This is a genomic window from Promicromonospora noduliphila, assembly GCF_056951025.1.
This window is the reverse complement of the sequence record NZ_CM167806.1, coordinates 828,899-855,355: the sequence shown is the minus strand read 5'-3', so window position 1 is coordinate 855,355 and position 26,457 is coordinate 828,899. Positions and strand designations below refer to the sequence as shown.

21 protein-coding genes, 1 tRNA gene and 3 pseudogenes are annotated in these 26,457 nt (G+C 71.2%); 13 read left to right on the top strand and 12 right to left on the bottom strand.

All coding sequences use genetic code 11. The annotated features are described in order from the left end of the window. Positions 1 to 138: 138 nt before the first annotated feature. From AC0QU1_RS03680 to AC0QU1_RS03670, 3 genes are all read right to left on the bottom strand, one after another. A complete protein-coding gene (locus AC0QU1_RS03680) occupies positions 139 to 1,662 on the bottom strand; it encodes a S8 family peptidase (protein WP_483574412.1) in 1,524 nt (507 codons plus the stop codon). Between the two features lie 99 nt (positions 1,663 to 1,761). After that, entirely contained in the window at positions 1,762 to 2,322 is a 561-nt protein-coding gene (locus AC0QU1_RS03675) for a hypothetical protein (protein WP_483574410.1), read from the bottom strand. After that, entirely contained in the window at positions 2,313 to 2,945 is a 633-nt protein-coding gene (locus AC0QU1_RS03670) for an RNA polymerase sigma factor (RefSeq protein WP_483574408.1), read from the bottom strand. Before AC0QU1_RS03670 ends, AC0QU1_RS03675 begins: the two co-directional genes overlap by 10 nt. Positions 2,946 to 3,240: 295 nt before the next feature. Between AC0QU1_RS03670 and AC0QU1_RS03665 the strand changes: the two are divergent. The 4 genes and pseudogenes from AC0QU1_RS03665 to AC0QU1_RS03650 all read left to right on the top strand — a co-directional run. Further along, positions 3,241 to 3,321, top strand: a pseudogene (locus AC0QU1_RS03665) (hypothetical protein); the annotation flags it as partial. A gap of 144 nt (positions 3,322 to 3,465) precedes the next feature. Then, positions 3,466 to 3,744, top strand: a pseudogene (locus AC0QU1_RS03660) (helix-turn-helix domain-containing protein); the annotation flags it as partial. 96 nt (positions 3,745 to 3,840) lie between these two features. Then, the gene (locus tag AC0QU1_RS03655; protein ID WP_483576624.1) at positions 3,841 to 5,148 is read left to right on the top strand and encodes an IS256 family transposase; all 1,308 of its coding nucleotides are present in this window, start codon (positions 3,841 to 3,843) and stop codon (positions 5,146 to 5,148) included. A 35-nt stretch (positions 5,149 to 5,183) separates the two neighbouring features. Continuing rightward, positions 5,184 to 6,083 (top strand): annotated as a pseudogene (locus AC0QU1_RS03650) (IS30 family transposase); the annotation flags it as partial. Positions 6,084 to 6,157: 74 nt separating this feature from the next. Here the strand turns inward: AC0QU1_RS03650 and rplA are convergent. The 5 genes from rplA to AC0QU1_RS03625 form a co-directional block, all read right to left on the bottom strand. Then, positions 6,158 to 6,874, bottom strand: coding sequence for a 50S ribosomal protein L1 (gene rplA / locus AC0QU1_RS03645; protein WP_483574407.1), 717 nt, complete (start codon positions 6,872 to 6,874; stop codon positions 6,158 to 6,160). 121 nt (positions 6,875 to 6,995) lie between these two features. Beyond that, on the bottom strand, positions 6,996 to 7,427 hold the full coding sequence (gene rplK / locus AC0QU1_RS03640; protein WP_171103620.1) for a 50S ribosomal protein L11: 432 nt from the start codon (positions 7,425 to 7,427) through the stop codon (positions 6,996 to 6,998). A 73-nt stretch (positions 7,428 to 7,500) separates the two neighbouring features. Further along, positions 7,501 to 8,319 (bottom strand): transcription termination/antitermination protein NusG, encoded by an 819-nt coding sequence (gene nusG / locus AC0QU1_RS03635; RefSeq protein WP_483574405.1) that lies wholly within the window; start codon positions 8,317 to 8,319, stop codon positions 7,501 to 7,503. 246 nt (positions 8,320 to 8,565) lie between these two features. Then, complete coding sequence (secE, locus tag AC0QU1_RS03630) at positions 8,566 to 8,811, bottom strand: preprotein translocase subunit SecE (RefSeq protein ID WP_483574403.1); 246 nt, start codon at positions 8,809 to 8,811, stop codon at positions 8,566 to 8,568. Positions 8,812 to 8,912: 101 nt separating this feature from the next. Continuing rightward, positions 8,913 to 8,988: transfer RNA gene (locus AC0QU1_RS03625), tRNA-Trp, on the bottom strand. Positions 8,989 to 9,217: 229 nt separating this feature from the next. On the opposite strand from AC0QU1_RS03625, the gene AC0QU1_RS03620 reads away from it, so the two are divergent. The 5 genes from AC0QU1_RS03620 (at position 9,218) to AC0QU1_RS03600 (ending at position 13,639) form a co-directional block, all read left to right on the top strand. Then, positions 9,218 to 10,123, top strand: coding sequence for an ABC transporter ATP-binding protein (locus AC0QU1_RS03620; protein ID WP_483574402.1), 906 nt, complete (start codon positions 9,218 to 9,220; stop codon positions 10,121 to 10,123). Next, the gene (locus tag AC0QU1_RS03615) at positions 10,123 to 10,992 is read left to right on the top strand and encodes an ABC transporter permease (protein ID WP_483574401.1); all 870 of its coding nucleotides are present in this window, start codon (positions 10,123 to 10,125) and stop codon (positions 10,990 to 10,992) included. Before AC0QU1_RS03620 ends, AC0QU1_RS03615 begins: the two co-directional genes overlap by 1 nt. Next, positions 10,982 to 12,652 carry a sensor histidine kinase gene (locus AC0QU1_RS03610; protein WP_483574399.1) on the top strand — a complete coding sequence of 557 codons (1,671 nt, stop codon included), beginning with the start codon at positions 10,982 to 10,984 and terminating at the stop codon, positions 12,650 to 12,652. Before AC0QU1_RS03615 ends, AC0QU1_RS03610 begins: the two co-directional genes overlap by 11 nt. Further along, positions 12,649 to 13,275 (top strand): response regulator, encoded by a 627-nt coding sequence (locus AC0QU1_RS03605; protein ID WP_483574398.1) that lies wholly within the window; start codon positions 12,649 to 12,651, stop codon positions 13,273 to 13,275. The genes AC0QU1_RS03610 and AC0QU1_RS03605 overlap by 4 nt, the downstream gene beginning before the upstream one ends. A gap of 67 nt (positions 13,276 to 13,342) precedes the next feature. After that, positions 13,343 to 13,639 carry a hypothetical protein gene (locus tag AC0QU1_RS03600; RefSeq protein WP_483574397.1) on the top strand — a complete coding sequence of 99 codons (297 nt, stop codon included), beginning with the start codon at positions 13,343 to 13,345 and terminating at the stop codon, positions 13,637 to 13,639. 416 nt (positions 13,640 to 14,055) lie between these two features. Here AC0QU1_RS03600 and AC0QU1_RS03595 read toward each other — a convergent pair whose 3' ends face one another. Continuing rightward, positions 14,056 to 16,107 carry a serine/threonine-protein kinase gene (locus tag AC0QU1_RS03595; protein ID WP_483574395.1) on the bottom strand — a complete coding sequence of 684 codons (2,052 nt, stop codon included), beginning with the start codon at positions 16,105 to 16,107 and terminating at the stop codon, positions 14,056 to 14,058. Between the two features lie 184 nt (positions 16,108 to 16,291). Here AC0QU1_RS03595 and AC0QU1_RS03590 point away from each other — a divergent pair, with 184 nt between their 5' ends. Both AC0QU1_RS03590 and AC0QU1_RS03585 read left to right on the top strand, forming a co-directional pair. Continuing rightward, entirely contained in the window at positions 16,292 to 17,365 is a 1,074-nt protein-coding gene (locus AC0QU1_RS03590) for an adenosine deaminase (RefSeq protein ID WP_483574393.1), read from the top strand. Between the two features lie 132 nt (positions 17,366 to 17,497). After that, complete coding sequence (locus AC0QU1_RS03585) at positions 17,498 to 18,535, top strand: L,D-transpeptidase family protein (RefSeq protein ID WP_483574391.1); 1,038 nt, start codon at positions 17,498 to 17,500, stop codon at positions 18,533 to 18,535. 54 nt (positions 18,536 to 18,589) lie between these two features. On the opposite strand, the gene AC0QU1_RS03580 is transcribed toward AC0QU1_RS03585, so the two are convergent. Both AC0QU1_RS03580 and AC0QU1_RS03575 read right to left on the bottom strand, forming a co-directional pair. Continuing rightward, a complete protein-coding gene (locus AC0QU1_RS03580) occupies positions 18,590 to 19,792 on the bottom strand; it encodes a UDP-N-acetylmuramate dehydrogenase (RefSeq protein ID WP_483574390.1) in 1,203 nt (400 codons plus the stop codon). A gap of 105 nt (positions 19,793 to 19,897) precedes the next feature. Further along, positions 19,898 to 21,142 carry an MFS transporter gene (locus AC0QU1_RS03575; RefSeq protein WP_483574388.1) on the bottom strand — a complete coding sequence of 415 codons (1,245 nt, stop codon included), beginning with the start codon at positions 21,140 to 21,142 and terminating at the stop codon, positions 19,898 to 19,900. 112 nt (positions 21,143 to 21,254) lie between these two features. Between AC0QU1_RS03575 and AC0QU1_RS03570 the strand changes: the two genes are divergently transcribed. Continuing rightward, on the top strand, positions 21,255 to 22,379 hold the full coding sequence (locus AC0QU1_RS03570) for a LacI family DNA-binding transcriptional regulator (RefSeq protein ID WP_483574386.1): 1,125 nt from the start codon (positions 21,255 to 21,257) through the stop codon (positions 22,377 to 22,379). A gap of 136 nt (positions 22,380 to 22,515) precedes the next feature. Next, entirely contained in the window at positions 22,516 to 23,862 is a 1,347-nt protein-coding gene (locus AC0QU1_RS03565) for a C39 family peptidase (protein ID WP_483574384.1), read from the top strand. 82 nt (positions 23,863 to 23,944) lie between these two features. Here the strand turns inward: AC0QU1_RS03565 and AC0QU1_RS03560 are convergent, their stop codons facing one another. Beyond that, positions 23,945 to 26,278, bottom strand: coding sequence for an N-acetylmuramoyl-L-alanine amidase (locus AC0QU1_RS03560; protein WP_483574382.1), 2,334 nt, complete (start codon positions 26,276 to 26,278; stop codon positions 23,945 to 23,947). Between the last annotated feature and the right edge of the window lie 179 nt (positions 26,279 to 26,457).

Below are 26,457 nucleotides of genomic sequence, written 5' to 3'. Positions count from 1 at the left end.
GAGGTCTCGGAGGAGGGTCCGGAACTCACGACGTGCGCGTCGTGGCTTCACGCGAACGTTCCACTCGCGGGCACGCTCGAACCGCACCGCGAGCGCGTCCAAGCCCGTCCCACTCACCGCGACCTCCGGATCACACCATTACGTCAGCACCCCAGGCATCTCCGAATAGAGATCCCCGACCCCAAGCACAGCATGCCAGGCCTCGTCGACACGTCCTCGCGCATCCGATGACGGCGACTGGCCACCCGCACGACGCGCAAGAATCTGGTTCGCGAGCTCTCCGGCAAGGCGCGGCGACGAGAACGAAGTCCCGCTCCACGTCCCGAATCCGTGCGTGAAGTCATCCGGATCGACCTCGTACCGCAGACCGTCAGCCGACCGCTTGCCCTCGGCAGCACCGTCGAATGTCGTCGGCATCGTGCTCAGAACCTGTACGCCAGGACGAACAGCAGCGATCCACGGACCGTCGTTGCTGAAGTCGGCCAGCGTACCGTCCGGGTTCGATGCAGTCACACCGAGCAGAGGTGTGTAATGCGGATTCATATCGCGCACATCAGCCGGCGCGACCCCGTCACTCGTCCGTCGGACGAGCGGCGCCCAGCCTGCAGGAAACGATTTGCGCGTGGAGCCGTCGTTACCTGCTGAGACCACGACGAGCACACCGGCTCGGCGCAGGTCCCGGAGCCGACCACGATAGATGCCCTCGTAGTCGTCATCGTCCTCAGGGTGCTCCAAGTAGTAGCCGCTGGCGATGACAACGACGTCGACAGGGAAGTACCCGGGCACACCTGCGAGCCCACGGAGATGGAACTCCAGCAGCCGCTCGACCGTGCGTGCAAAGTCCCACTCGGACGACATGCCATCCCCGCCGTACACGCGGACAGGCAGAAGCGCGGCGTCGGGGCACGTCTGGTGAACGATTCCGGCGATGAAGGTGCCGTGGCCCGCGTACGGGTCCAGGTGCGATGCCTCACCGTCACGGCGCCCCTGACGTTCTGCGTCGATGTCCTCCTCGGGATAGGTCCCGATGGGTCGGCCATCGAGCGTGGCGTCGCGGAGCACGACGGTTTCCGGCTCGTCGAACCAGGGGTGCTGTCCGATTCCAGTGTCCAGAATCGCGACGACGGGCCGATCGACACCGTCCGACGTCGTCAACGGCGATATCCCATTGGCGGCGCGAATCGGCGCAGACCCCGGATAGGTCGCGGGCACCCGCTTGTTCGGATCTCCGAACCCGCCGTTCTGCCGGTGCCCCGTTATCACATGGTCCAGCGACACCCGCACGCGGTCGTCCCCGGCATCCTCCGCGACGGCTGCCATCAGCCCCAGCGCGTCCCAGTCGTCCCGCACGTCGTCGAGCCGGACCTCGACGTCAGGCCGTGTGCCAAGAACGTCGGCCACCCCACGCGACGGTGCCTGGTCGAACTCCCCCGTCGTCACGGTCACACCGTTCTCGCGGGCTCGGGCCGTGATCAGGTCCAGCAGCGCGTTGTGGCCCCCTTCGGCATCGCCTCGGACGATGACACGGTCACGCACGTAACGGGTCGGAGCAACCCGCCCGCCACCGGGAAGCCTGTCCGACGTGGGATCGACCTCGCGAACCGGCCGCCATCCTCCGGCGTGGTCCCGAACGTGCATTCCCTCGGGCATGGGCTCACTCACAGCAGTACCTCTCCATCGATAGGCGTACTCGACAGACCCGCCGCGCCCCTCGGCCGGGTCTCAAGATTCGTATGTCAGAAGTTCAGGAACTCATGCAGTTCACAGTTCGATGACAGGTGTGCTCACGGCCCCGCCGCCGCCGTCGGTCCGGCGGACCACCAGGCTCGCGCGGCCGCGCTCGACCGAGTCGAACGCGAACCGGCCGTCCTCGTCGGAGGCGACCGTGACGACGTCGACCCCCGGGCGGTGCAACTCCACGGAGAGGCCGGCCGCCGGCGCGGCCCAGCCGTCTATGCGAACGCGGCCGCCCGCAGCCGGGGAGAGGCTGATCATGACGGTCAGCGAGTCGTGCGTGAAGGTGATCGTCTTCGCCTCGGCGGGCGCGGTGTCGTCGGCGCGTGCTGCCGCGGCGGCCCCCCGGACGCCCGCGAGCGGCGCGTCGAGGTAGGCCGCCTCCATCATGTCGGCCTCGAGGCCGGCCAGCGTGATGGCGAACAGCGAGCGCTCGACGAGCTCGTCCGGCACCGGGTCCACCGCCTCCACCGCGTGGGCGAGGCGCGTCAGCACGGCGCCGTCCTCAGCGTCCAGCACGCCCTTCGGGTCGAACGAGAGGTCCCCCACGGCCTCGTCGTCCTGGTTCGGTTCTGGCGTCAGGCCCACGAGAAGTCCCCCTGCTCGTCGAGGATGGTGCGCAGCTTCGCCAAGCAGCGGCCGCGGGTCGAGCCGATGGAGCCCATCGGCATTCCGATCGCCGCCGAGATGTACCGGTAGTCCGGCCGGTCGGCGAGCGAGACCAGACGCAGCAGCTCCTGGCAGCGTCTGGGCAGTCTCTGGAGCGACATCCACAGGATGCGATCGCGTTCGTCGCGGAGCACCTCCGCGTCCGGCAGCGGATCGCTCGCCGGGAGCGACATCGGATGCTCCGGGCTGTCGTCGGGGAGGTCCGTACGGCGCTTCTCGTCGTCACGGTGCTTGCGCACCGCCTCCCAGGCCGCGCGCTTCGCCGTGACGAGGAGCCACTTCAGCACGGCCTTGGGCTCCGCTATCGACTCCGCGTGCCGCACGAGCGCCACCCAGGTGCTCTGCACCACGTCCTCTGCCGTGTCACGGTCGACCCCCTGTGCGCGGACCGTGTGCCACAGCAGCGGCGTCGCCTCGCGGACGAGCTCGCCGAGCGCCTGGTGGTTGCCCTCGCGGTACTCGGTCAGTGCGATCGCAGCACGATCGCCTAGCGTGAGACCGGACCCGTCGACGTCGGGCAGGGCCTCCCTTGATCCTGTCATTGCACCACGGGATTCTCTGCTGGCGGATGTTTCCAGGTCCGATACCGGACGTGGACCACTTGGACCAGCCGAGTCTACGGCCGCGCTCGCGGATCCGGGGAGGTAGAAGATGGTGCCCATCAGGCACTCCCCTCTCTCCTCGGTCGACGTCGGCAGCATGCCGCTCACCAGACAAGAGGGGCGAACGCCGAGTTCGATACAAAAGTGCTGAGGAAAAATCAGGAAGGCCCGCATCCCCCGAGCCGGGTTCTAGCGGTCCTCGCAACATCCAGAGTTTCTGGGGGTTGCGAGGACCGTGTCGTTTTCGTCGGGTGCCGGCAGTCTGCGTGCGCAGTTTCTTGAGTTGCTTGATCAGGTGGAGAGCGTCACTGTCGCTGCGCGGCGGCTTGGCGTGAGCCGGAGCGCTGCTTACAGATGGGCGCGTCAGGCGGGTGTGCGGTCCGTGCGGGTACCGGGTGCGGGCGGCGGGCGGCCGCCGCATCCGGGCCGGGCAGAGTATGCGCGGTTGCGGGCGGCGGGAGTGGGTCAGCGGCCGGCTGCGCAGCAAGTCGGGGTGAACGTGCGAACCGCGAGGGACTGGGACCGTGGGGTCCGCAAGACGAAGGAATCTCGCACTTACCCTGATGGGCGCCGGGTGGACTACAACACTGGCATGACCACGATCGTCGAGTCGCGAGCTTTGCTGGGCTCGCTGGAGCGGGAGCTGCATCCTCGGTTCCTGACCCTGGCCGAACGGGAACGGATCGCCGACATGCGTCGTGAGGGTTCCTCGTTGCGGGCGATCGGACGGGCGCTGGGAGGGGGTGTCAACTTCTCTGTGTAAGGCCTGATCACGGGCCTTTGGAGAGGAGTATGTGTGTCTGTGACGGGCGAGAAGCAGGACGCTACGGCGGCGATGGCTGCGGAGCTGGTCGCGTCGGGTGCGTTGGACGGGTTGTTCTCCCGGATCGATGCGGGCGAGGTCAAGCTGACCGGGGACGGCGGGATGCTGCCGGCGATGATCAAGGCGGCGCTCGAGCGGGGGCTTGCCGTCGAGCTGTCCGATCACCTCGGTTACGACAAGGGCGACCCGGACGCGAAGCTGTTCGAGAACTCGCGTAACGGCACGACGCCCAAGACGGTCGCGACCGAGGTCGGGGACGTGGCCCTGGACGTGCCGCGGGACCGGGACGGGACGTTCACCCCGATGCTGGTGCCCAAGGGCGCGCGCCGGGTGGGCGGGCTGGACGAGATGATCATCAGTCTCTACGCGGGCGGGATGACGATCCGCGATATCGAGCACCACCTCGCGACCACGATCGGGACCGAGCTGTCGCACGAGACGATCAGCAACGTCATCGACGAGATCGGCGAGGAGGTCATGGCCTGGCAGAACCGTCCGTTGGAGGCGTTCTACCCGGTCATCTACCTCGACGCGATCATCGTCAAGGTCCGTGACGGGGCGCACGTGCGTAACAAGGCCGCGCACCTGGCCGTGGGAGTGGACCTGGACGGCATCAAGCACGTCCTGGGTATCTGGATCGAGAACGCCGAGGGCGCGAAGTTCTGGGCCTCGGTGTGTGCCGATCTGGCCAACCGCGGAGTGCGGGACGTGCTGATCGTGTGCTGCGACGGCCTCAAGGGCTTCCCCGAGGCGATCGAGGCGACCTGGCCCGACAGCGTGGTCCAGACCTGCGTGGTGCATCTGATCCGCGCGGCGATGCGGTTCGTGTCCTACACCGATCGCAAGGCCGTCAGCGCGGCCCTGCGCCCGATCTACACGGCCGCCAACGACCAGGCTGCGCAGGCCGAGCTGGCGGCGTTCGAGGCCTCGCCGCTCGGGGCGAAGTACCCGCACGCGGTAGCGACGTGGAAGGCGGCGTGGGAGAGGTTTACACCGTTCCTGGCCTTCCCGCCCGAGCTGCGCCGGGTGATCTACACGACGAACTCGATCGAGTCGCTGAACTACCAGCTGCGGAAGGTGATCAAGAACCGCGGTCATTTCCCCACCGACGACGCGGTGCGCAAGCTGCTGTGGCTGGCGATCTGCAACATCGAGGACAAACGCGCCCGCGACCGGGCCAAGGAACGCGGCCTGCCGGCCGACAAGCGCAAGGCCCACGGCAGGCTCGTCGAGGGTCAGGTCACCACGAACTGGAAGCAGGCCCTGGCCCAGCTCGCGCTCGCCTACCCCGAGCGCATCAACCCCTACCTAACCTACTGACCAGGCCCTTTACACAGAGAAGTTGACAGGCTCCGCTGGGACGGCCGGCCTCGACGATCAAGCGCGAGATCGATCGCCGGTCCCAGGACGGGATCTACCGGCCCTACTGGGCTCAGCGCGCTTGGACGACGTCGCGGCCTCGCCCCAAGGCACGCAAGCTGCTGTTGGACGGGCCGCTGCGCGAGTTCGTGGCCGAGCGACTGCGGCTGCGGTGGTCCCCGCAGCAGATCTGCCACGCTCTGATCAAGGAGCACCCCGACGACCAGGACATGCGGGTGAGCGTGGAGACGATCTACCAGGCGCTGTACGTCCAGGCCCGCGGCGCGCTGAAACGGGAGGTCGCGGCAGCGCTGCGTACCGGGCGCACCCGCCGCAAGCCGCGCAAGTCGCCGGATCAGCGCACACCCCGGTTCGTGGACGACATGGTGATGATCTCCGAGCGTCCCGCCGAGGTCGCCGACAGGGCCGTGCCCGGGCACTGGGAAGGTGACCTGATCGTGGGCACCCGCAGCGAGTCGGCCATCGTGACCCTGGTGGAACGCTCCACCCGGTACGTCATGCTCGGGCACCTACCCGGCGGGCACACCGCCGAAGAGGTCCGTAACGTCCTGACCGGCCTGATCGGCACCCTGCCGGCCCACCTACGCAACTCCCTGACCTGGGACCAGGGCTGCGAGATGGCCACGCACAAGCAGTTCACCGTCGCGACCGGCGTCCCGGTCTACTTCTGCGACCCGCACTCGCCCTGGCAGCGCGGCAGCAACGAGAACACCAACGGGCTGCTGCGGCAGTACTTCCCCAAGGGCACCAACCTGCGTGCCTACGGCCGCGAGGACCTGAAGCACGTCGCCCAGGAACTCAACGGCCGACCACGACAAACGCTCGGCTGGGATACCCCAGCCGAGCGTCTGCGTGATCTACTGACGACCACATAAGCCATCAGATGTTGCAAGGACCCCTAGAAACTGCCCGAGGGATGCGGGCCTTCCTCCGCTCTGGAGCGCTCGGCTCAGGCCGAGGCCTCCTCCAGCAGCTTGGTGGTCTTGCTCTGGTCCAGCGGGATGCCGGGGCCCATCGTCGTGGTCATGGTCGCCTTGCTGATGTAGCGACCCTTCGCGGACGACGGCTTGAGGCGCAGGACCTCGTCGAGGGCGGCGGCGTAGTTCTCCACGAGCTGGGTCTCCGTGAAGGAGGCCTTGCCGATGATGAAGTGCAGGTTCGCGTGCTTGTCGACACGGAACTCGATCTTGCCGCCCTTGATGTCGGACACGGCCTTGGTGACGTCCATGGTCACGGTGCCGGTCTTCGGGTTCGGCATGAGGCCGCGGGGGCCCAGCACCTTACCGAGGCGACCGACCTTGCCCATGAGGTCCGGCGTGGCAACGGCCGCGTCGAAGTCGGTGTAGCCGGCGGCCACCTTCTCGATCAGGTCGTCGCCGCCGACCTCGTCGGCACCGGCCGCGCGGGCCTCCTCCGCCTTGGCCGCGTTGGCGAACACGATGACCTTGGCCGTCTTACCGGTGCCGTGCGGCAGGTTGACGGTGCCGCGGACCATCTGGTCCGCCTTGCGCGGGTCCACGCTCAGCCGGAACGCGACCTCGACGGTCGCGTCGTACTTGACGGTGGCGGTGTCCTTGGCGAGACGGACCGCCTCGAGCGGCGAGTACAGGGTCTCGCTGTCGATCTTCTCCGCGGCGGCGAGGTACGCCTTGCTGCGCTTTGCCATGTTTCTCTCCTTGTGGTCGTAGCGGGCCCGTTGGCCCTGCCACTGCGGTGTCCGACGGCGTCCGCCGGTCACCTTGGTCTGTCGGGTCGTCGTGGGCACTGTCGCGCCCACGACGGCGGGATCACTCCGAGACGGTGATGCCCATGGAGCGGGCCGTGCCCGCGATGATCAGCGAGGCAGCCTCGATGTCGTTCGCGTTGAGGTCCGGCATCTTGGTCGTGGCGATCTCGCGGACCTGGTCCTTCGTGATCGAGGCGACCTTGACGGTGTGCGGGGTCGCGGAACCCTTGGCCACACCGGCGGCCTTCTTGATCAGCTCGGCGGCCGGCGGGGTCTTGGTGATGAAGGTGAACGAGCGGTCCTCGTACACCGTGATCTCGACCGGGACGACGTTGCCGCGCTGCGACTCGGTCGCCGCGTTGTACGCCTTGCAGAACTCCATGATGTTCACGCCGTGCTGACCCAGCGCGGGGCCGATCGGCGGGGCCGGCGTCGCGGCACCGGCCTGGATCTGGAGCTTGATGAGGCCGGCGACCTTCTTCTTCGGGGGCATGCTTTTCTACCTTCTTGTTGGATGGGCCGACGCCGTGGGCGATGACCCGGTTGCAGTGCTGGGGACGAACGGATCAGATCTTGGCGACCTGGTTGAACCCCAGCTCGACCGGGGTCTCCCGGCCGAAGATGGAGACGAGGACCTTGAGCTTCTGGGCCTCGACGTTGATCTCGGAGATCGAGGCGGGCAGCGTGTCGAACGGCCCGTCCGTCACGGTCACCGACTCGCCGACCTCGAAGTCGACCTGGACCGGGGCCTTGCCACCGGCCGGGGCGGCGCCACCCGTGGCGGCCGCCTGCTGGCCGGCCTGGGCCTGCTGGGGCAGCATCGACGGCGCGAGCATCGAGTAGATCTCGTCGAAGCTCAGCGGCACCGGCTGGTGCGTGTGCCCGACGAAGCCCGTGACACCCGGCGTGTGCCGCACGGCGCCCCACGACTCGTCGGTCAGGTCCATGCGCACGAGGACGTAGCCAGGGATACGGACCCGGCTCACGATCTTCTTCTGCGCGTTCTTGATCTCGGCGACCTCTTCCATCGGAACCTCGACCTGGAAGATGTAGTCCTCCATGTTCAGGCTCTGGATGCGGTTCTCGAGGTTGGTCTTCACGCGCTTCTCGTAGCCGGCGTACGAGTGGATGACGTACCAGTCGCCGAGCTGGTTGCGGAGGGTTCGCTTGAACTCCTCGACCTCGTCCACGATGACGTCGCCGTCGGCGTCGACGGGGCGCTCGTCGGCGGCGTCGACCGTCTCGTCGGCGGCGTCGGTCTCGGACGGGGTCTCGGCGTCCACAGGCACGTCAGCGTTCGCGGCGTCCACGGGCGCGTCGACAGCCTCGTCGTCGCCGTCGGACGGCGAGACGTTCTCCGTCTGGTCCAGAGAGTCCTGGGACACGAACGAACCTGCTTTCTCTTCGTGCGCCGGGGCTGCGCCCCGGCACGGGTGTGCGTACTTCTACGAGCTGTGTCCGCCCATTGTCACGCGAAACTGCCGCGGAAGGACAATCAGCGGCCGGCGAGAACGGTCACAGCGAAGTACTGCGCAGCGTGCCCCATGTGCTCGTCCGGCGCACCCGGACCGGCTCGGGCCCCCGCCCGGGGCCGACGACGACCGTGCCGGTCGCCGTCCGGGAGGACCCGGTCAGCCGAACACCCAGCCGGCCAGTGTGCCGAAGGCGTAGTCGAGCGCCACCACGAAGATCATCACCACGACCAGGAAGACCAGCACCACTGTCGTGTACGTGATGAGCTCGGAGCGCGTCGGCGAGACGACCTTCTTGAGCTCGGCCACCACCTGGCGCACGAAGAGCGCGATCCGGGCGAAGATGTTGCCGCCGCCCTTGCTCGGACGCTCCGCGGCGCTCTGGATCACCTCGGTGTCGCTCACTGCTACCCCACTCCTGTGGCCCGGCGCGCCGTGCGGCGCGGACTGCCGTTCCGGGTCCACTCACATGGGCCCGCTGCGCGCGGCCCCGCTGGGGTTCACGCTGGCAGGGTAGACAGGACTCGAACCTGCAACCTGCGGTTTTGGAGACCGCTGCGCTACCAATTGCGCCACTACCCTTTGTGTCCGATGCCTTTGGTCAAATGTCCGCACGGCCCCCGGAGGGGCACGCCACTTGAGGTGAGCATCGAATCACCGAGGCACAACTGTACGGTACCCACGGCCGTAGGTCGAACTCGTTCCCGGCGGCCCGGCACGCCCCTCGTGGGCCCCTGTCCACCGAACGATGGACAGCAGATGCAGCCGAACGGGCGTCCCGTCCGGAGCGCCCGCGGACCATGCTGGAGGCATGCAGACATCCGGCTCCCCGGCCGTGCGGGTACGCGGCCTCCGCAAGCGGTACGGCAGTGCGCGCACCGGTTTCAAGGACGCCGTCGCAGGCCTGGACCTCGACGTCCACCGCGGTGAGATCGTGGCGATCCTCGGCCCCAACGGCGCGGGCAAGACCACGACCGTCGAGCTCCTGGAGGGGTTCCGCGACCGGGACGACGGCTCCGTCGCCGTGCTCGGCGAGGACCCGAGGGAGGCCGGCCGCGCCTGGCGGGCGCGCATCGGCGTCGTCATGCAGGACTCGCGGGACCTGAGCGAGCTCACGGTCGCCGAGAAGGTACGGTCCACCGCTGCCGCCTACCCCGACCCGCGCGACCCGGCAGAGGTGATCGCCGCCGTCGGGCTCGACCAGAAGGCGCGGACCCGGACGCGCGGGCTGTCCGGCGGACAGCGCCGGCGGCTCGACGTGGCACTCGGGATCGTCGGCCGCCCCGAGCTGCTGTTCCTGGACGAACCCACCACCGGGTTCGACCCGCAGGCGCGCCGCTCCTTCTGGGACCTCGTGACCGGGCTGCGGGACGACGGCACCACGATCCTGCTGACCACCCACTACCTCGACGAGGCCGCCCAGCTCGCCGACCGCGTCGTCGTCGTGCGCGACGGCGTCGTGGTGGCGGAGGGCACACCCGACACCCTCGGCGGGCCGGGGGCCCGCACCCCCGTCGTCGCATGGGACGACGGCGGCGTGCGCCGCACCGAGCGGACCGACCGGCCCACCGCCGTCGTCGCGCGGCTGATCGCGGACGCCGGGCCCGACGGCGAGGTGCCCGGCCTGTCCGTGACCCGCCCGACGCTCGAGGACGTGTACCTGTCCCTGATCAGCGAGGCCCCGACCGATGAGCGCGACGACAAGGAGGCGGCGTGATGAGCACGACGGCAACCACGAGCACGGCGACCGGCACGGCGGCGGACACCGTCCGCAGGCTGCCAGGCACGCTCCGGCTCGGGCTGGTGCGGGGCGGCGTGGAGCTGCTGCAGTTCGTGCGCGAGCGCGACTCGATGATCTTCGGCTTCGCCTACCCGATCGTGATGCTCGCGATCTTCGCGACGGTCTTCGGCGACGACGACCCGATCGCCGCGAACGGTGTGACCGTCAGCTTCGCGCAGTACTTCCTGCCCGGCATGGTCGCGACCGGCGTCATGCTGTCCACCTACCAGACGCTCGCGATCTCGATCGCCGTCGAGCGCGACGACGGGACGCTCAAGCGGCTGCGGGCCACACCGCTGCCCGCCACGTCGTACTTCCTGGGCAAGGTGTTCCTGTCGCTGGTCACCGTGCTCGTGCAGACCGCCCTGCTGCTCGCGGTCGCCGCGCTCGCCTTCGACGTCCCGCTGCCCACCGATGCCGAGCACTGGGCCACCTTCGCCTGGGTGTTCGTGCTGGCGACGGCCACGGGCGCGGTGTGCGGCGTCGCGTACTCGTCCGTGCCGCGCTCCGGTCGGTCCGCGAGCGCCGTGGTGGTCACGCCGATCCTGGTGCTGCAGTTCACCTCCGGCGTGTTCTTCCCGGTGAGCCAGATCCCCGGCTGGATGCTCGACCTGGCGTCCCTGTTCCCGCTCAAGTGGATAGCGCAGGGCATGCGGTCGGTGTTCCTGCCGGACACCTTCGCCGTCGCCGAGCCGGCCGGGGCCTGGCAGCCCGGCGCCACGGCTGCTGTACTGGCGGCATGGCTGGTGGTGGCGCTGATCGTCGGCACACGAACATTCCGGTGGCGCCGGCACGATGACGGCTGACGAGCGGAGCGTAGGGCGGGAGCCGAGGGACGAGGCACCCGCCCGGAGCAGAGCACGAGGAAGCCGTCAGGAGGACACAGCGGCTGACTCGACGGCGGACGGCGCGCCGGCGGGTGAGCGCGCCGTCGCGCGGCTGTACGCCGGGTGGGAGCAGCAGGTCCGGTGGTGGGACGCGGCGTTCGGGGTGATCGTCGCCCTCACCGCCGTCGCGCTGCCGATGCAGGGCACGCGGGGTACGCAGCTCGTGGTCGCGTACGTGGCGCTGGGCGCGATAGCGGTCGCCTACGTGCTGTGGGGGGCGCGGGCGGCCCGGAACCGCGAGCGGCGGCCTGCCGTGGCCTACCTGGTGGTGCTGGTCCTGGGCACGGGAGTGGCCGTGTCGCAGGGCGGTGTGGCGTCGTTCCTGCTGTTCATCGCGTTCGCGCAGGTCTGGATGCTGCTCGAGTCGATCCGCGACGGGCTGGTCGGCTGCGTGGTGCTCACGGTGGCGGTCTCGGTCGGCATCGCGGCGGGGTACGGGTTCGACGCCGCCGTCGTGGCCCAGGTGGTGCCGCAGATGCTGGTGTCGCTCGTATTCGCGATCGGCCTGGGGCTCTGGTTCCACGTCGCGATGCGGCGCGCCGAGGAGCACGCGCGGCTCCTCGGCGAGCTGCAGGCGGCGCAGGCCGAGCTGGCGCGGACCAACCACGAGGCCGGGGTGACGGCGGAGCGCGAGCGCGTCGCCCGCGAGATCCACGACACGCTGGCCCAGGGGTTCACGAGCGTGGTCATGCAGGCGCAGGCCGCCACGGCGGCCCTCGAGCTCGGCAACGACGCCGCCGTCCGCGACCGCCTGCACCTGGTCGAGGAGACCGCGCGCGACAACCTGGCCGAGGCCCGCGCCCTGGTGGCCGCCTTCGCGCCCGTCGCACTGCAGGACGCCTCCCTCCCCCAGGCGCTGCGTCGGCTCACGGACCGGTTCGCCCTGGAGTCCGACCTGGAGGTGGACTTCCGCGCCGACGACGTCGGGGCGCTCCCGCCGGCGATCGAGGTGGTGCTGCTGCGGTCCGCCCAGGAGGCGCTGGCGAACGTGCGCAGGCACGCGCGGGCGCAGTCCGTCGTCGTGCGGCTGCGGCAGGCCGACGGCGAGGTGACGCTCACCGTCGCCGACGACGGCAGGGGCATCGGCGAGGGTGTCACCGAGGGGTTCGGGCTGGCCGGGATGCGGGACCGGGTGCGGTCGGTGGGCGGCACGCTGACGGTCCGGTCGGGGGACGGGGACGGCGGCACGACGTTGTGTGCGCGGGTTCCGGCCGGGGTGGACGACGGGCGGGTCGATGCCGGGCGGGTCGATGCCGGGCGGGTCGATGCCGGGCAGGGCGACACCAGAGCGGATCAGGCCGGATCGGGTGAAGCCCGAGCGGATGAAGGCCGAGCAGGCGAAGGCCGAGCAGGCGAAGGCCGAGCAGGCGATGTCAAAGCAGGCGAGGCCAGAACGGACAACGCCAGAGGCGACGTGGGCACGGGCGATGTCGGCGCGAGCGATGTCAGCACGAGCAGCGCCGGGGCGGGCAGCGCCGGGGTGGGCGGCGCCGGGGTCACCGGCGGCGGAGGCGCCCGCGGCGGAGGCGCCCGCGCGCAGGACGGGACACAGGACGGGTCACAGGGGGTGGGGCGGTGATCCGGGTGCTGGTGGTGGACGACCATCCGGTGGTGCGGTCCGGGCTGGTCGGCATGCTCAGCGTCGAGGACGACCTCGACGTCGTGGGCGAGGCCGCCGACGGCCAGGAGGCGGTGCGGCTGGCGGCGGAGCTGCGGCCCGACGTCGTGCTCATGGACCTGCGGATGCCGGTGCTCGACGGCGTCGCGGCGACCACGGAGATCCTCGGCGCGGGGGCATCGGGTCCTGTGCCGCGGGTCGTGGTGCTCACGACCTACGACACCGACGCCGACATCCTGCGCGCCGTCGAGGCCGGGGCGACTGGGTACCTGCTCAAGGACACGCCCCGCGCCGTGCTGGTCGCGGGCGTGCGGGCGGCGGCCCGGGGCGAGACGGTGCTGGCGCCGAGCGTGGCGACGCGCCTGGTCAGCTCGGTCCGCACGGCGGCGGAGCGGCCCTCGGCGCGGGAGGCCGAGGTGCTCGCGCTGGTGGCGCGCGGCCGGTCGAACGCGGAGGTCGGGCGGGAGCTGTCGATCACGGAGGCCACGGTCAAGACGCACCTCATCCGGGCGTTCGCCAAGCTCGGCGTCGCCGACCGGACGGCGGCAGTGACGGTGGCCAAGGAGCGTGGCTGGATCCCCTGACCTGGTACGGAACTCGGCACGGCGCCTTTGCGAGACTCCGCCGGGGCCCTCCCGGTAGGTTGCCCGCATGAACAACTCAGGCGAAAACGACATCACGGCGCTTGTCGAGGCGGCGGTCGCGTCGGCGATCTACGACGTCGTGCTGCCGATCGAAGAGATGGGCGTGACCTTCCACGACGGCGCGCTGGACGACGTCGCCGAGGCGTACCGCACCGAGCCGGACGCCGTCCTCGCGGCTGCCGACGCCCGGTTCGCCGCCCACATGGCGACGGTCGCGGCCGCGGAGTCGGACGAGGAGGCCGAGGCGCCGATGCTCCGCGCCCGCGCCGCGATGGCCCTGAAGGAGCGCCTCAAGGAGCTGTGACCCGCCTCAAGGAACTGTGACCCCGTGCTGAACCCCGGCGAGACAGGCGCCTGGCTGGTTCGAGACGCGCACCTGGCTGGTTCAGGTTCGGCGGTTCTGTGACGTCGGCAGTTGGCATCGAGATCGGTACAGGCCCAGGCCGATCTCGATGCCAACTGCCGAGTTCGCTGGGCAAACTGCCGACCACAGGGGCAAACTGCCAACTCCAAGGAGGCTGACCAGCCCCACCCGCCCCGGGGCCCTGATCCGCCCCCCACCGGTCCCGCGCTGGCCACAGGATGGGCGCCGGGGGAGTACCCACCGTTGCGGTCGGCAAAATGTCACGTGATCGGCACCCCGGAATGCCGATCACGTGACACTTTGCCGACCATCAGCTCCGTGCCTGGCCAGCCCCCGTGCCTGGCCAGCCCCGTGCATCAGGTCCCCGCGTCGCCGTTCGTTCCCGCGCCGCCGCCGGCGGTCGGGTCGATCGAGGGGTCGCCGGTTGGTGTCGGCTCGCCCGTCGGCTCCTCGGTCGGCGTCGGCTCGCCCGTCGGCTCCTCGGTCGGCGTCGGCTCGCCCGTCGGTGTCGGAGTGGGCGTCGGCGTCGGGGTAGGCGTCGGCGTCGGAGTGGGGGTCGGCGTCGGCGTAGGAGTGGGGGTCGGCGTCGGAGTCGGCGTCGGGGTAGGCGTCGGCAGCGGGGTCCACTCCTCCTCCGTCTCGGACGGGGTCGGGGTGGACGACGGCGTCGGGCTCCGCGACGGCTCCTGCGGCGACGGGGTGACGCTCGGCGTGACCTCGGGCGTGCCGTCGTTGCCGAGGATGTTCGCGATCACGAGGCCCGCGCCGCCGAACACCAGGAGCGCGAACACGATGATCGTCCACACACGCCCGCGGCCCGTCGTCATGGCCTGCCAGAACGACTTCTTCTCGGCGGGCGGCTCCTCCGGGGGCGGCACGGCGGCGGCCGCCCCGGCAGCAGCGGCCCCGCCAGCACCAGCGGCCCCAGCAGCGGCACCGGCCCCGGCAGCAGCAGCGACACCAGCGGCCCCCACGGCGCCGACCATCACGGTGCGGTCGGCGCTCTCGTCGGCCTGGCCCAGCTTCATCGTGCCGGAACCGGCGACCGGGTCGATCACCTCGGTGCCGCCGGCACCCACGCCGAGCTGCATGGTCTCGTCGCTGGTGCCCATCCGGCCGGCGGGGCCGCCGAGCAGGATCGTCACCGTCCCGCGCATCGCCTCGGCCGTGGGGAACCGGCGCGCCGGGTCCTTGGCCATCGCCCGGGACACGAGGCGGTCCACCGACGCCGGGACGGCGGCACGGCGGGCCGACGCGGCGGGCACCGGCGCGTTCACGTGCGCCCGCAGGACGTCCTCGGCGTTCCCCCGCTCGTACGGCGCATGCCCGGTCAGCGCGTAGTACGCGAGCGCACCGACGGCGTAGATGTCGCTGCGCGCGTCGAGCGGCTTGCCGCGGGCCTGCTCCGGCGACATCCCGATGATCGAGCCGGACACCGTCGCGCCCTCGCCGTCCCCGCCGGCGGGCTGGGTCAGGCCGAGGTCCAGCAGGCCGACGGCGAACGTGCCGTCCGGCCGCTTGTCGACCATCACGTTGCGCGGCGCGACGTCACGGTGCACCAGACCCGCCGCGTGCACGGCGGCCAGACCCTCCAGCAGACCGTCGATGATCGCCAGCGCGTCGCGCCAGGGCAGGCCGCTGTCGCCGGCGAGGTCGGACAGCGAGACGCCCGGCATCCGGTTCATCACGGTCCAGGGGACGCTCGCGCCCGCGACGTCCTCCTCGCCCGAGTCCAGCACCTTCACGACGCCGGGGTGCGTCACCAGCGCCGACGCCTCGACCTCGCGGCGCAGCGAGGCGCGCGCGTTCTGGTCGTCCACCAGGTGCGGGTGCAGCACCTTGACCACGAGGGGCTGGTCGAGATCGATCTCGGGCTCGGCCGGTTCCGCGGGCCCTGCGGCTTCCGCCGTCGCGTCGCCGTCAGCGGACGCATCGCCCGGCTCGACGGCGTCCGTGCCGGCGCCGCCGTCCACGTCCGCGGCGGGCGCCTCGTCGGTGGACGCGCCCGTGGCGGACCCGTCCTCGGCCGCGTCCTCCACCGTCGAGTCCCCGGCCGTCGTGCCCTCGACGGCCGCGTCCTCAGCAGTCGCGTCGCCGTCGGCGGAAGCCGCGTCGTCACCGGTGCTCGCCTCGGCGCTGCCCGAGCCCGCTTCACCCTCGGCACCGGCGCCTCCAGCACCAGCACCCTCCGCGCCAGCGCCCTCAGCGGCATCAGCCGCCCCGCCGTCGTCCCCCGCCCCAGGCTCGGGAACCGGAGGCTCCGGCACCGCGGGCACCACCCGCTGCGCCTCGTAGACCGTGAACGTAGCCCCAGTACCGAGCACGTCGACGAGCTCGTACTTGCCGCCGAGGACGACGTGGACCGGAAGGTCCGCAGTGTTGTCCTCGCCCGTGTTCTCTTCGTTCACTGGTTCACCGGTGTCCATTGGTGCGCATCGAGCAAATCAGTCATTTCGGCTATCTGGGGCATGTTCCTCCCAGGATACGGAGCGGAGCGCACGCGCACCAAAGATGAACCGCCAGGATGTGTGAGTAGTGCGGAGTATCACGATCGCGGCTGCCGCCGGACCACCGCTTTGCCAGACTACGCAGATGCGCGACCTCGCACTTCTCCCCAAGGCGCACCTCCACCTGCACTTCACCGGATCCATGCGGGTGCCGACCCTCGTCGACATGGCAGCCGCGTACAACGTCCGGCTGCCCGAGGCCCTCGTCGACAACGACCCCCTCCGCCTGCCGGCCACCGAGCGCGGCTGGTTCCGCTTCCAGCGCCTGTACGACGCCGCCCGTGCGTGCGTGCGCTCGGAGGCCGACATGCGTCGTCTGGTCGACGAGGCGGCTGCCGACGATGCCGCCGAGGGCTCCGGCCGGCTCGAGATCCAGGTCGACCCCACCTCGTACGCGCCGTTCGTGGGCGGGATCACCCCCGCCGTCGAGATCGTCATCGACGCGGCGAAGGCCGCGAGCGCCGCCCACGGGATCGAGGTGGGCGTGATCGTCGCGGCGTCGCGCATGAAGCACCCGCTCGACGCGCGCACGCTCGCGCGGCTGGCCGCCCGGTACGCGGGCGACGGCGTCGGCGACGTGGTCGGCTTCGGCCTGTCGAACGACGAGCGCCGCGGGGACACCGCCCAGTTCGGGCCCGCCTTCGACATCGCGCGGCGGGCCGGCCTGGCCGCCGTGCCGCACGGCGGCGAGCTGCTCGGGCCCGACCACATCAGCGAGGTCATGCGGGAGCTCGTCCCCGACCGGATCGGGCACGGCGTGCGGGCCGCCGAGGACGAGCGCGTCCTCGCGGAGATCGTGGACCGCGGGGTCGCCCTCGAGGTGAACCCCGGATCGAACATCGGCCTCGGGGTGTACAGCGAGGCGGGTGAGGTGCCGCTGCGCACCCTGGTGAACGCGGGGGCCCTCGTCGCGCTCGGCGCCGACGACCCCCTGCTGTTCGGGTCACGGCTCGTGGACCAGTACGAGATCGCGCGCACCGCGCACGGGTTCACGGACACCGAGCTCGCCGCGCTGGCGAGGTCGTCGATCCGGGCGAGCCGGGCGTCGTCGGCCACCAAGACGCGCCTGGTAGCCGACGTCGACGCGTGGCTGGCCGCGCCCGACCCGGCCGACGCCCTGGACGCCGTCCGCGCCGGCGGTACTGTCACGATTGGGTGACGATCGACGCGCCCAACGGTTCCGAGCAGCCGCGCGTCGGTCAGAGATACAGGACACTCGCGGGGGGACGACGTCGTCTCGTGGGTGCGGTGCCGTGCCACCCCCAGAAGGTGCGGCCGAGGAGGAGTCACGATGCGGGTACTACAGGGTCGGCCTGCCCGGAAGGCCGGCACGAGGGCCGCCGGTCGGCGGGTCATGGGCGTGCTGGGCGCGGTCGCGCTGACGGCGACGCTGCTGTCCGGCTGCGGCGCGGGGCAGGAGCCGCCGTCGGAGGCGGAGACGACAAGCTCGCCCGCGCCCGAGGAGAGCTCGCCGAGCCCTGAACCCAGCGAGAGCGCGGAGCCCGGGGCGAGCGAGTCGCCGTCCGACAGCGGCGGCGACGGCGACGGCGGTACGGACGCGCCCGAGGACGACGCGAGCCAGGACCCGGGTGACGACGCGGCCGAGGGCGGCGACAACGAGTCCGACGACGACAAGACCGACGAGGGCAACGGTAAGTCGCAGGGCGGCGACCGGTCGGAGGGCAAGGGCAACGGCGCGAACGACGAGGACGACGAGCCGGAGGAGCCCGACTACATCGAGTACGGCGAGGTCAGCGACCGCGTCGGCGAGCTGCAGCAGCGGCTGCAGGACCTCGGCTACTTCGTGACCTCTGTCGACAACGCGTACGGCGCCGAGACGCAGCAGGCGATCTTCGCGCTGCAGAAGGCCGGCGGCCTGTACCGCGACGGCGTGGTCGGCCCGGCCACGCAGGCAGCGGCGGACGACGGCGTGGTGCCGCAGCCGCAGACGTCGTCGGGCAAGGTGCTCGAGATCGACATCGACCGGCAGCTCGTGCTGGCGGTCGAGAACGGCCAGGTCGTGATGGTCATCAACGCGTCGTCCGGCAACGGGGAGACGTACCAGGCGAAGGGCAACACCTACACGGCGTACACGCCGCGAGGTTCGTTCGCGGTGTACCGCGAGGAGAACCGGATGTACTCGTCGCAGCTCGAGCTGGGCGACATGTGGCGGCCCAAGTTCTTCACGGGCGGCATCGCGGTGCACGGCTCGTCGTCGGTGCCGGCGTTCCCGGCGTCGCACGGGTGCGTGCGGGTGTCGAACAGCGCGATGGACTGGATCTGGGACACCTGGGGCGCGCCGCTGGGCACGCCGGTCGTCGTCTACTAGGGCCGTCCGCGCAAAGAAGCCCAGGTCACACCGGGTGACCTGGGCTTCGCCCCGTCAGAGGGAGAGGCCCACCAGGACCGTCTCCGGGACCAGGGTCACGCCGAAGCGGTCGCGAACGCCGTCGCGCACCGTCCGGGCCAGGGCGATGACGTCCTCGGCCCGCGCGCCGCCGCGGTTGGTCATCGCGAGCGTGTGCTTGGTCGACAGGCGCGCCGGGCTGTGCTCCCCGGCCAGGCCGAAGCCCTTGCCGAAGCCGGCCCGCTCGATGAGCCACGCCGCGCTGGTCTTGACGAGCGTCGGGTCGATGGCGCCGAGGCTGGGACCCGTGGTCGTCTCCGGCGTCGCGGAGCGGACCGGGTAGCGGGGGGCGTCCTCCGGCAGGTGCTCCAGGTGCTCCACGGGGATCACCGGGTTGGTGAAGAACGACCCGGAGTTCCAGCGGTCGTGGTCCGGCTCGCCGCCGAAGAGCGGCTCGTCCAGCAGCATGCCCTTGCTGCCGCGCAGCCCCAGCACCGTCTCGCGGACGTCCTTCATCGGAGCGCGCTGGCCCACCTCGACACCGAGGCGGCGCGCCAGCTCCCCGTAGCCGACGGGCGCGGACAGCGTGCCGAGCCGGAACTGGAACTGGACGCTCAGCACCACGTACCGCGGCGAGGGGTACCAGGGCGCGCCCGGGTCGCCCGCACCCCACGAGGTCTCCTCGACGTGCATGGACCGCTTGAGCAGCGACGTGCGGTACCCGAAGCCCAGCTCGCCCACGGAGAAGGTGCGCACCCGCCGCTCCGCCCGGTCCCAGGTGCGAACCAGCGAGACGACGCCGGACAGCTCCTGGCCGTACGCGCCGATGTTCTGCACGGGGGCGGCACCGACCGTTCCAGGGATGCCCGACAGCGACTCGACCCCGACCCAGCCGTCCGAGACGGCCCGCTCCACCAGCTCGTCCCAGTTCTGCCCGGCCGGCGCGCTCACCACGGCGCCGCCGCAGGAGTCGTCCGACTCGACGGTGATCCCGGTACGTGTGTCGCGTACGACCACACCGTCAAAACCCTCGTCCGCCACCAGCAGGTTCGAGCCGCCGCCCACCACCAGCAGCGGCACCCCGTCATCGTCGGCGGTCCGCACCGCCTCGATCAGAGCGGCCTCTTCCTCGGCCTCCACGAACGAGGCAGCCGGTCCACCCACTCGAAGCGTGGTGAGGTCGGCGAGGCTGGGGACCACCGCTTGGGCCTGGACGGTGTCTGCCGGGTATGGAGTCACCGTGCAAGCCTATCTACCCGACGGGTTGGATTTGTGCACATCTTCGACATGGCGTGGGTGATGTCTGCCAATTCTGGAACCTTTTGGTGTCCGCAGACGTGTGGACTACCTCCGCGCCCCCGCGGCCGTCGGCAGCGGCCGGACGGAGCGCGCGACGGCCAGCCCGAGCGCCATCGGGACCAGGAGCACGAGCACTGCAAGGCGGTAGCCCGTGGTGTGCGCGACGAAGCCGATCAGCGGCGGCCCCACGAAGAAGGCCGTGTACGCGATGGTCGAGACCGCGGCTACCCGCATCGCGGCCCGCCGTGGCTCGTCGGACGCCGCGCTCATGCCCAGCGGGAAGCCCATCGCGGCGCCCAGGCCCCACAGGCCGACCCCGACCAGCGCCAGCCACAGGACCGGGACCAGCGAGAACGTCAGCACGCCCACGAAGGCGAGCGCCGCGGAGAGCACCACCACCGGCACGCGCCCGAACCGGTCGATGGCCCGCGTCCCGGCGAGCCGGGCCGTCGTCATGGCGGTGAGGAAGACGGCGAGCCCCACGGCGCCCATGCCGTCGGACGTACCGAACCCGTCCACGACCGCCAGGCTCACCCAGTCGTTGGCGACACCCTCCGTGAGGGCCGCCGCGAGCACCACGAGCCCGATCGCCAGGGTGCGCGGCTCCCGCCAGGCGGCGAGCAGCCCCGCCACGCCGGACGGCGGAGGGGTCACCTCACCCGGTCCGGCGCCGTCCACGCTGCCCGCCTCAGCGGTGGCGACGCCGTCCGGCACCGCTGCCGCCACGGTGCTGGGCGAGAAGTAGCGGACCGCTATCACCACCGACACGAGGGCCACCAGCCCCGCCGCCACGATGTGCCAGCCCACCGGCACGCCCGCGGTGGCCACCAGGGCGCCGATGCCCGCACCGAGCACCGTGCCGAACGAGAACCCGGCGTGGAAGACGGGCATGACCGCGCGGCCGAGGCGCTGCTCGACGGCGGCGCCCTCCAGGTTCATCGCGGCGTCCCAGACCCCTGCGCCCACACCGAACAGGATGAGGCCGAGCCGGACGGCGAGGTGCTCCCCCATGGCGACGCCGTAGCCGGCCACCGTGAGCCCCACCACCAGGAGCCCGGCGAAGGACAGGACGGTCCGCGCGGTGCCGATCCGCTCGACGACCAGGCCCGACAGCGGGATCGCCGCGACCGAGCCGACGGACCCGGTGAGCAGCAGGAGACCCATCTCCTGCTCGGAGAACGACAGGCCGTCGCGGACGGCCGGGAGCCGCGATGCCCAGCTCGCGAACCCGAACCCGCTGGCTGCGAAGACGACGAAGACCGCACGAGCGGCGGCGTGTGCAGTAGGCACTGAACTCCTCGGTGCGATTGAATCTCCCGACCGTAAGCCACAATCTTGGATCAGCCCAGCAGATTCCCAGTCCCCGCACCACCCAGGTGCCCGATGCGAGAGCAGGACCGCGATGAACCGCCAGACCGCAGGCCGACCCACCCTCGCGAAGGTCGCCGAGCTGGCAGGTGTCTCCGTCTCCACCGCGTCGCTCGCCTTCTCCGGCGCGGGCCCCATCACCCCGGAGACCCGGGAGAAGGTGCTGGCGGCGGCCCGCGAGCTCGACTACTCCGGGCCCAACCCGCTGGGGCGGCAGCTCCGGTCGGGCCGCTCCGGGATCGTGGGCGTGGTGATCGGCGACCAGCTCGGCCGCTCGTTCCGGGACCCCGTCTCCACGCAGGTGCTGCACGGGCTGGTCTCCGCGATCGGCGAGCAGGGGCTCGGCGTGCTGCTCGTGCCGGGGACGCGGCAGGGCGCCACCGCGCAGTCCGTTGGGCTGGCCGCGGAGGCGGGGCTGCCCGCCGCCGTCGACCCGCTGGTCGAGGCCGCCGCGATGGACGTGGCGGTGCTGGTGTGGGGCACGCTCAGGGACGACCCGAACCTCGCGGCGCTGCAGCGCAGGGGCGTGCCCGTGGTGATCGGCGAGGGGCAGGACGTGCCCGGAGTGCCGGTGGTCGGCGTCGACGACCGCAGGGGCGCGGCGGAGGCCGTACGCCACCTCGTCGAGCTCGGGCACACGCGGATCGCGGAGATCACGCTCCCCTTCGGCCGCGACGAGCGCTCCGGCCTGGTCGACGCCGACCGGCTCGCCACGGCGGACCGCACACCCACGCGCAACCGCCTGGCCGGCGTGCGGGACGTCATCGAGCCGGTCATGTCGTGGGAGACGCCGGCCTCGCTCGTGGAGCACGGGCGCGACGCCGCCACCGAGATCCTGTCCGAGTGGGCGCCGGCCCGGGACCGGCCGACGGCGATCATCGCCCACTCCGACCTGCTCGCGGCCGGTGCGGTGATCGCGGCGCGTGAGCTCGGCCTGCGCGTGCCGGAGGACGTGTCGGTGGCCGGGTTCGACGGGCTCGACCTGCCGTGGCTCTCCCCCGACGTGCTCACGAGCGTGCACCAGCCGCTCGTCGAGAAGGGCCGGGCGCTCGGCCTGGCCGTGGTCTCGCTCCTCGCCGGCGAGGAGCCCGACTCGGTGACGCTGCCCGTGACCCTGGTGGAGGGCACGACGACGGGCCCGGTACCCGACCTGGACTAGGGCGGCCGGCGGGTCGCCGTCCGCCCAGGCTCCTTTGGGGAGCGCCGAATTTACTTCTGTCTGGCGCCCCACTCTGGTAGATAGGCCTCCACGGCCCACTCCACCGAACGGTGGGCCCGTAGACATGGAGGCAGACATGTCGATACGTAAAGATCTGCGGACGAGGGCGTTCGCGCTGGCGGCGACGGGAGCGCTCGTGGTGCAGGCGGGGATCGTGGCGAGTGCGGTGCCGGCGACGGGAGCGCCCGACCCGGGCACGGCGGCGTCGGACAACCAGATCACCTTGACGACGTGGGACGAGCTGCGCGAGTTCCACGCGGGCAAGACCTCGAACCTGCGGCCGAGCATCCACGGCGGGCTGGTGCTGCACCGCGGCGGCAACCCCGTCGAGTACACCGACCCGTTCGGCGACGGCACGCCGGTCACCTACGACACGGGCCGGTGGACGTCGCCCGTCGTGGAGGCCGGCTACCCGATCGACGAGTCCGTGAGCTCGTGGAACGCGCACACGCCCACGGGAACGTGGGTCGAGATCGAGTTCCGCGGCCGCAAGGCCGACGGGACGTGGACCAAGTGGTTCGTGATGGGCCGCTGGGCGTCGGGCGACGAGTTCGCGCCCGCGGGCGGTCGCGTCGGCGACATCCACCGCACCTCCGTGAACGGCCAGGCCGACGACGACGCGTACCTGTTCACCGACACGTACGTCGCCAAGTCGGGCCACGAGCCGGACGCGTACCAGACCCGGGTCACGCTGTACCGGCCGCAGGGCACGCGGGTCTCCCCGCGCCTGGACGCCGTGAGCACCATGACCAACGAGTACCTGCCCGACTCGCACTACCCCGGCACCACCGACTTCACGCTCGGGCGCGAGGTGGAGCTCGACGTGCCGCAGTACAGCCAGAACATCCACCGCGGCGAGTACCCCGAGTTCGGGGGCGGCGGCCAGGTGTGGTGCTCGCCGACGTCGTCCACGATGGTGATCTACTCCTACGGGCTGGAGGTGCCGCCGGAGGAGCTGGAGGGCATCGAGGCGCCGAACGGTGACCCGCAGGTCGACTACGCCGCGATGAACACGTGGGACTACACCTACGAGGGCGCGGGCAACTGGCCGTTCAACGCCGCCTACGCGAACACGTTCGGCCTGGAGTCGTTCGTGACGCGGCTGCGGTCGCTGGCCGAGGCCGAGCGGTTCATCGAGGCCGGGATCCCGCTGGTCTTCTCGATCAACTTCTCGGCGGAGGAGATGCCGGAGGCCGGGTACGAGACCGACGGGCACCTGGTGGTGCTGCGCGGGTTCACCGCCGACGGCGACCCGATCCTCAACGACCCGCACGGGGCGACCAACGACGCGGTGCGGGTCGTGTACACGCGAGAGAACTTCGAGCGGGTCTGGCAGACATCGACCGACGGCCTGGCCTACGTCTACCACCCGAGCGACGTCCCGCTCCCCAGCAACGTCCCTGGGGTCACGAAGAACTGGTGACGGCTCAGGGTGGTCGGTAAAACGTCAGGTGATCGGCATTCTGAAGTGCCGATCACCTGACGTTTTACCGACCACCTGTGTTCTACGGGACCAGCCTCGGTTCCGAGATGTACGTCGCCGTGGTGTGGCCCGGAGCCGAGACCGTCACCTGGATCGTCAGCTCCGTGCCCCGGTCGCGGCCCGTCACCAGGTACCGGCTGCCGATCGCCCAGGGCACCGGCTCGCCGTCGCGCAGCCAGCGGTAGGCGACGTCGACGTCGGCCGGGAGGTACGTGCCGGCGTCGGCGGTGAGGATGCGGCCCACCTTGGCCTTGCCCTGGACGGTCGGGCCGGACACGTCCGCCACGACGGGGTCGTGCAGCTCGACGTCGGCGGCCCTGACGAACAGGTGCCGGTGCGCCAGCCACACCTGGTAGTACACGTCGTCGCCCCGCACGACCGTGCGGTCGCCGGGTCCCGAGCCGTCGAACGTGGTGGCCCGGTAGTAGTCGGAGGGCACGTGGTCATCGGCGACGGCGTACGTCTGGCCGACGCCGACCGTGTACTCGATGGGCGTCACGGCCTGCACGGGGACGTCCGGGTGCTCCGCGTAGGCCGCCGCCTCCGGGTAGGCCCGGCCGTAGACCGGCGCGGGGTTCTCGCCCGCGACCGTGATGGTCTTCGCCGTCGCGGGCACCACCACCGGGCGGTCGGCCGGGTTGTGCAGCCACACGAGCGACCCGGCCCACCACACGCCCAGCCACTCGCCCTCGACCCGGTCCACGACGAGCTTGTGCCCGGACTGCACGCGCGCGCTGATGTCGCTCGCGTACGTGGTGCCGTCCGCGCCGTCCGGCTTCCAGCCCGGGTCCTTCGCGAGCGGCGCGTCGGCCGACGGCGCCTGGTACAGGTACCGGAAGTTCGTCCCGGCCCCCTGGACGCACGGACCGGATCCCGGCGAGGCCTCGTTGCAGCCGGTCACGGTGTTCGGGTTGTCGGCGTACCCGGTGCGCACCTCGACGACGTCGCCCGGCTGGACGTTCGTCGTCGCCTCCAGGTCGCCGCCGATGGGCGCGCCCAGCAGCTCGAAGTAGTGGTCCCAGTCCCAGTACGGGCCCGGGTCCCAGTGCACGTTCTTGGTGTATCCCGGCAGGATGCCCGGCACCTGGTCGTGGCCGATGATGTGCGCGCGGTCGAGCGGGATGTCGTGCTCCGCCGCGAGGTGCCGTACCAGCGCCGCCGACGACTGGTACATCGCCTCCGTGTACCAGGTGCCGGTCCCGGCCCAGCCCTCGTGCTCCAGGCCGATCGAGTGCATGTTCATGAACCAGTTGCCCGCGTGCCAGCCGATGTCGGCCGGGTCGAGGTGGTTCGCCACGTGCCCGTCCTCCGACCGCAGCGTGTAGTTCCATGCCAGGTAGGTCGGGTCCTGCACCAGGTTGACCGTGGGCTGGTAGAGGGTCTCGGTGTCGTGGATCAGGATGTAGTCGAGCGTCGGCCCGCCCGCGCCGGTGCGGTCGGCCTGGTCGTGGTTGCCGTAGTCGCCGGTGTTGTCCGGGAGGTCGGGCGACCCCTTCTCGTACGGGGCGGGCAGCCACTCGCAGCCGAGGTCGGCCGGGCAGTCCGTCTCGGGGTCGCTGGTGCTCGCGGTCCGCGGCGCGACGACGTTCCGGTTGGCCGCGAGGATCACCGCGCCGTCGGCGGGGGTGGTGGTGCCTGCACCGCGCCGGAGGGTCGTGTAGACGCGCGTCACGAAGCCCTCGATGTCGCTCATCCGGGACACTGCGTTCTCCCATGCGGCCAGGCTGTCGGACGTCGGTGCGGCGTCGGACGACGTGGTGGCGGACGGCGTCGTGGTGCCGGACGGCGTGGCGCCGGACGCGGTTGTGGTGGCGGACGGCGTGGTGGCCGGCCCGGTGCCGGCGGCGCCGTCGCGCACCGCCTGGGCCTGGTAGGACGCGAGCAGCGCCGCGCCGCCGCAGACGTTGGCCTGCGCGTCGGACTTCAGGGTGGCCTCGGACAAGCCGGTGAGCGTGGCCGCCCGGGTGAGCTCGGCGACGCCCTCGCGCGCCGGCCCCTCCTTGTCGTTGATCGCCGACAGCGGCAGGCCGGCGCCGTGCGCGTGGCCCAGCCCGTGGCCGCCCGCGAGGTTGAACACCCCGTAGCCGCCGTCGGCGCTGACCTGGCCCGCGTGCTGGTCCCAGCGGGACTCCATGTAGGACACGGCCTTGAGCAGGTCCTCCGGAACCCCCGTGACGTCGGCTGCCGCCGCGAACGCCTCGTCCAGCGAGCCGACGGCGAGGACCGGAGCGCAGGAGACCACTGCGTCGTCGGGCGCCGTCGCCGTGGGAGCGGCGGAGGCCGCCGAGAGGGGCAGGAGTGGAAGGAGCATCCCGGCCGCTGCGGCCAGGGCTGTGATGCGTCGTCGGGACGTCACGCAGAGTTCCTCTCGTCGGGCTCCGTACAAACGGGACGAGAGAATCACACCCGATCGGGGGGCGCATGAGAAGTCCTACGGGTGAAAAAATCGGGTCGGTGGCCGCGACGCATCAACTGACTCACGTTCACCATGTCGCTGCTCCCACGGTCATGGCACCGCTGAGCCTGCTGAACCGA

What these genes read in the sequence shown, in the direction of transcription:
- AC0QU1_RS03570 (WP_483574386.1), top strand. Translation starts at nt 21,255, where the DNA reads ATGAACCGCCAGACCGCAGGCCGACCCACCCTCGCGAAGGTCGCCGAG.
- AC0QU1_RS03615 (WP_483574401.1), top strand. Translation starts at nt 10,123, where the DNA reads ATGAGCACGACGGCAACCACGAGCACGGCGACCGGCACGGCGGCGGAC.
- AC0QU1_RS03600 (WP_483574397.1), top strand. Translation starts at nt 13,343, where the DNA reads ATGAACAACTCAGGCGAAAACGACATCACGGCGCTTGTCGAGGCGGCG.
- AC0QU1_RS03590 (WP_483574393.1), top strand. Translation starts at nt 16,292, where the DNA reads ATGCGCGACCTCGCACTTCTCCCCAAGGCGCACCTCCACCTGCACTTC.
- AC0QU1_RS03670 (WP_483574408.1), bottom strand. Translation starts at nt 2,945, where the DNA reads ATGACAGGATCAAGGGAGGCCCTGCCCGACGTCGACGGGTCCGGTCTC.
- rplA (WP_483574407.1), bottom strand. Translation starts at nt 6,874, where the DNA reads ATGGCAAAGCGCAGCAAGGCGTACCTCGCCGCCGCGGAGAAGATCGAC.
- rplK (WP_171103620.1), bottom strand. Translation starts at nt 7,427, where the DNA reads ATGCCCCCGAAGAAGAAGGTCGCCGGCCTCATCAAGCTCCAGATCCAG.
- AC0QU1_RS03655 (WP_483576624.1), top strand. Translation starts at nt 3,841, where the DNA reads ATGGCTGCGGAGCTGGTCGCGTCGGGTGCGTTGGACGGGTTGTTCTCC.
- AC0QU1_RS03565 (WP_483574384.1), top strand. Translation starts at nt 22,516, where the DNA reads ATGTCGATACGTAAAGATCTGCGGACGAGGGCGTTCGCGCTGGCGGCG.
- AC0QU1_RS03585 (WP_483574391.1), top strand. Translation starts at nt 17,498, where the DNA reads ATGCGGGTACTACAGGGTCGGCCTGCCCGGAAGGCCGGCACGAGGGCC.
- AC0QU1_RS03610 (WP_483574399.1), top strand. Translation starts at nt 10,982, where the DNA reads ATGACGGCTGACGAGCGGAGCGTAGGGCGGGAGCCGAGGGACGAGGCA.
- AC0QU1_RS03620 (WP_483574402.1), top strand. Translation starts at nt 9,218, where the DNA reads ATGCAGACATCCGGCTCCCCGGCCGTGCGGGTACGCGGCCTCCGCAAG.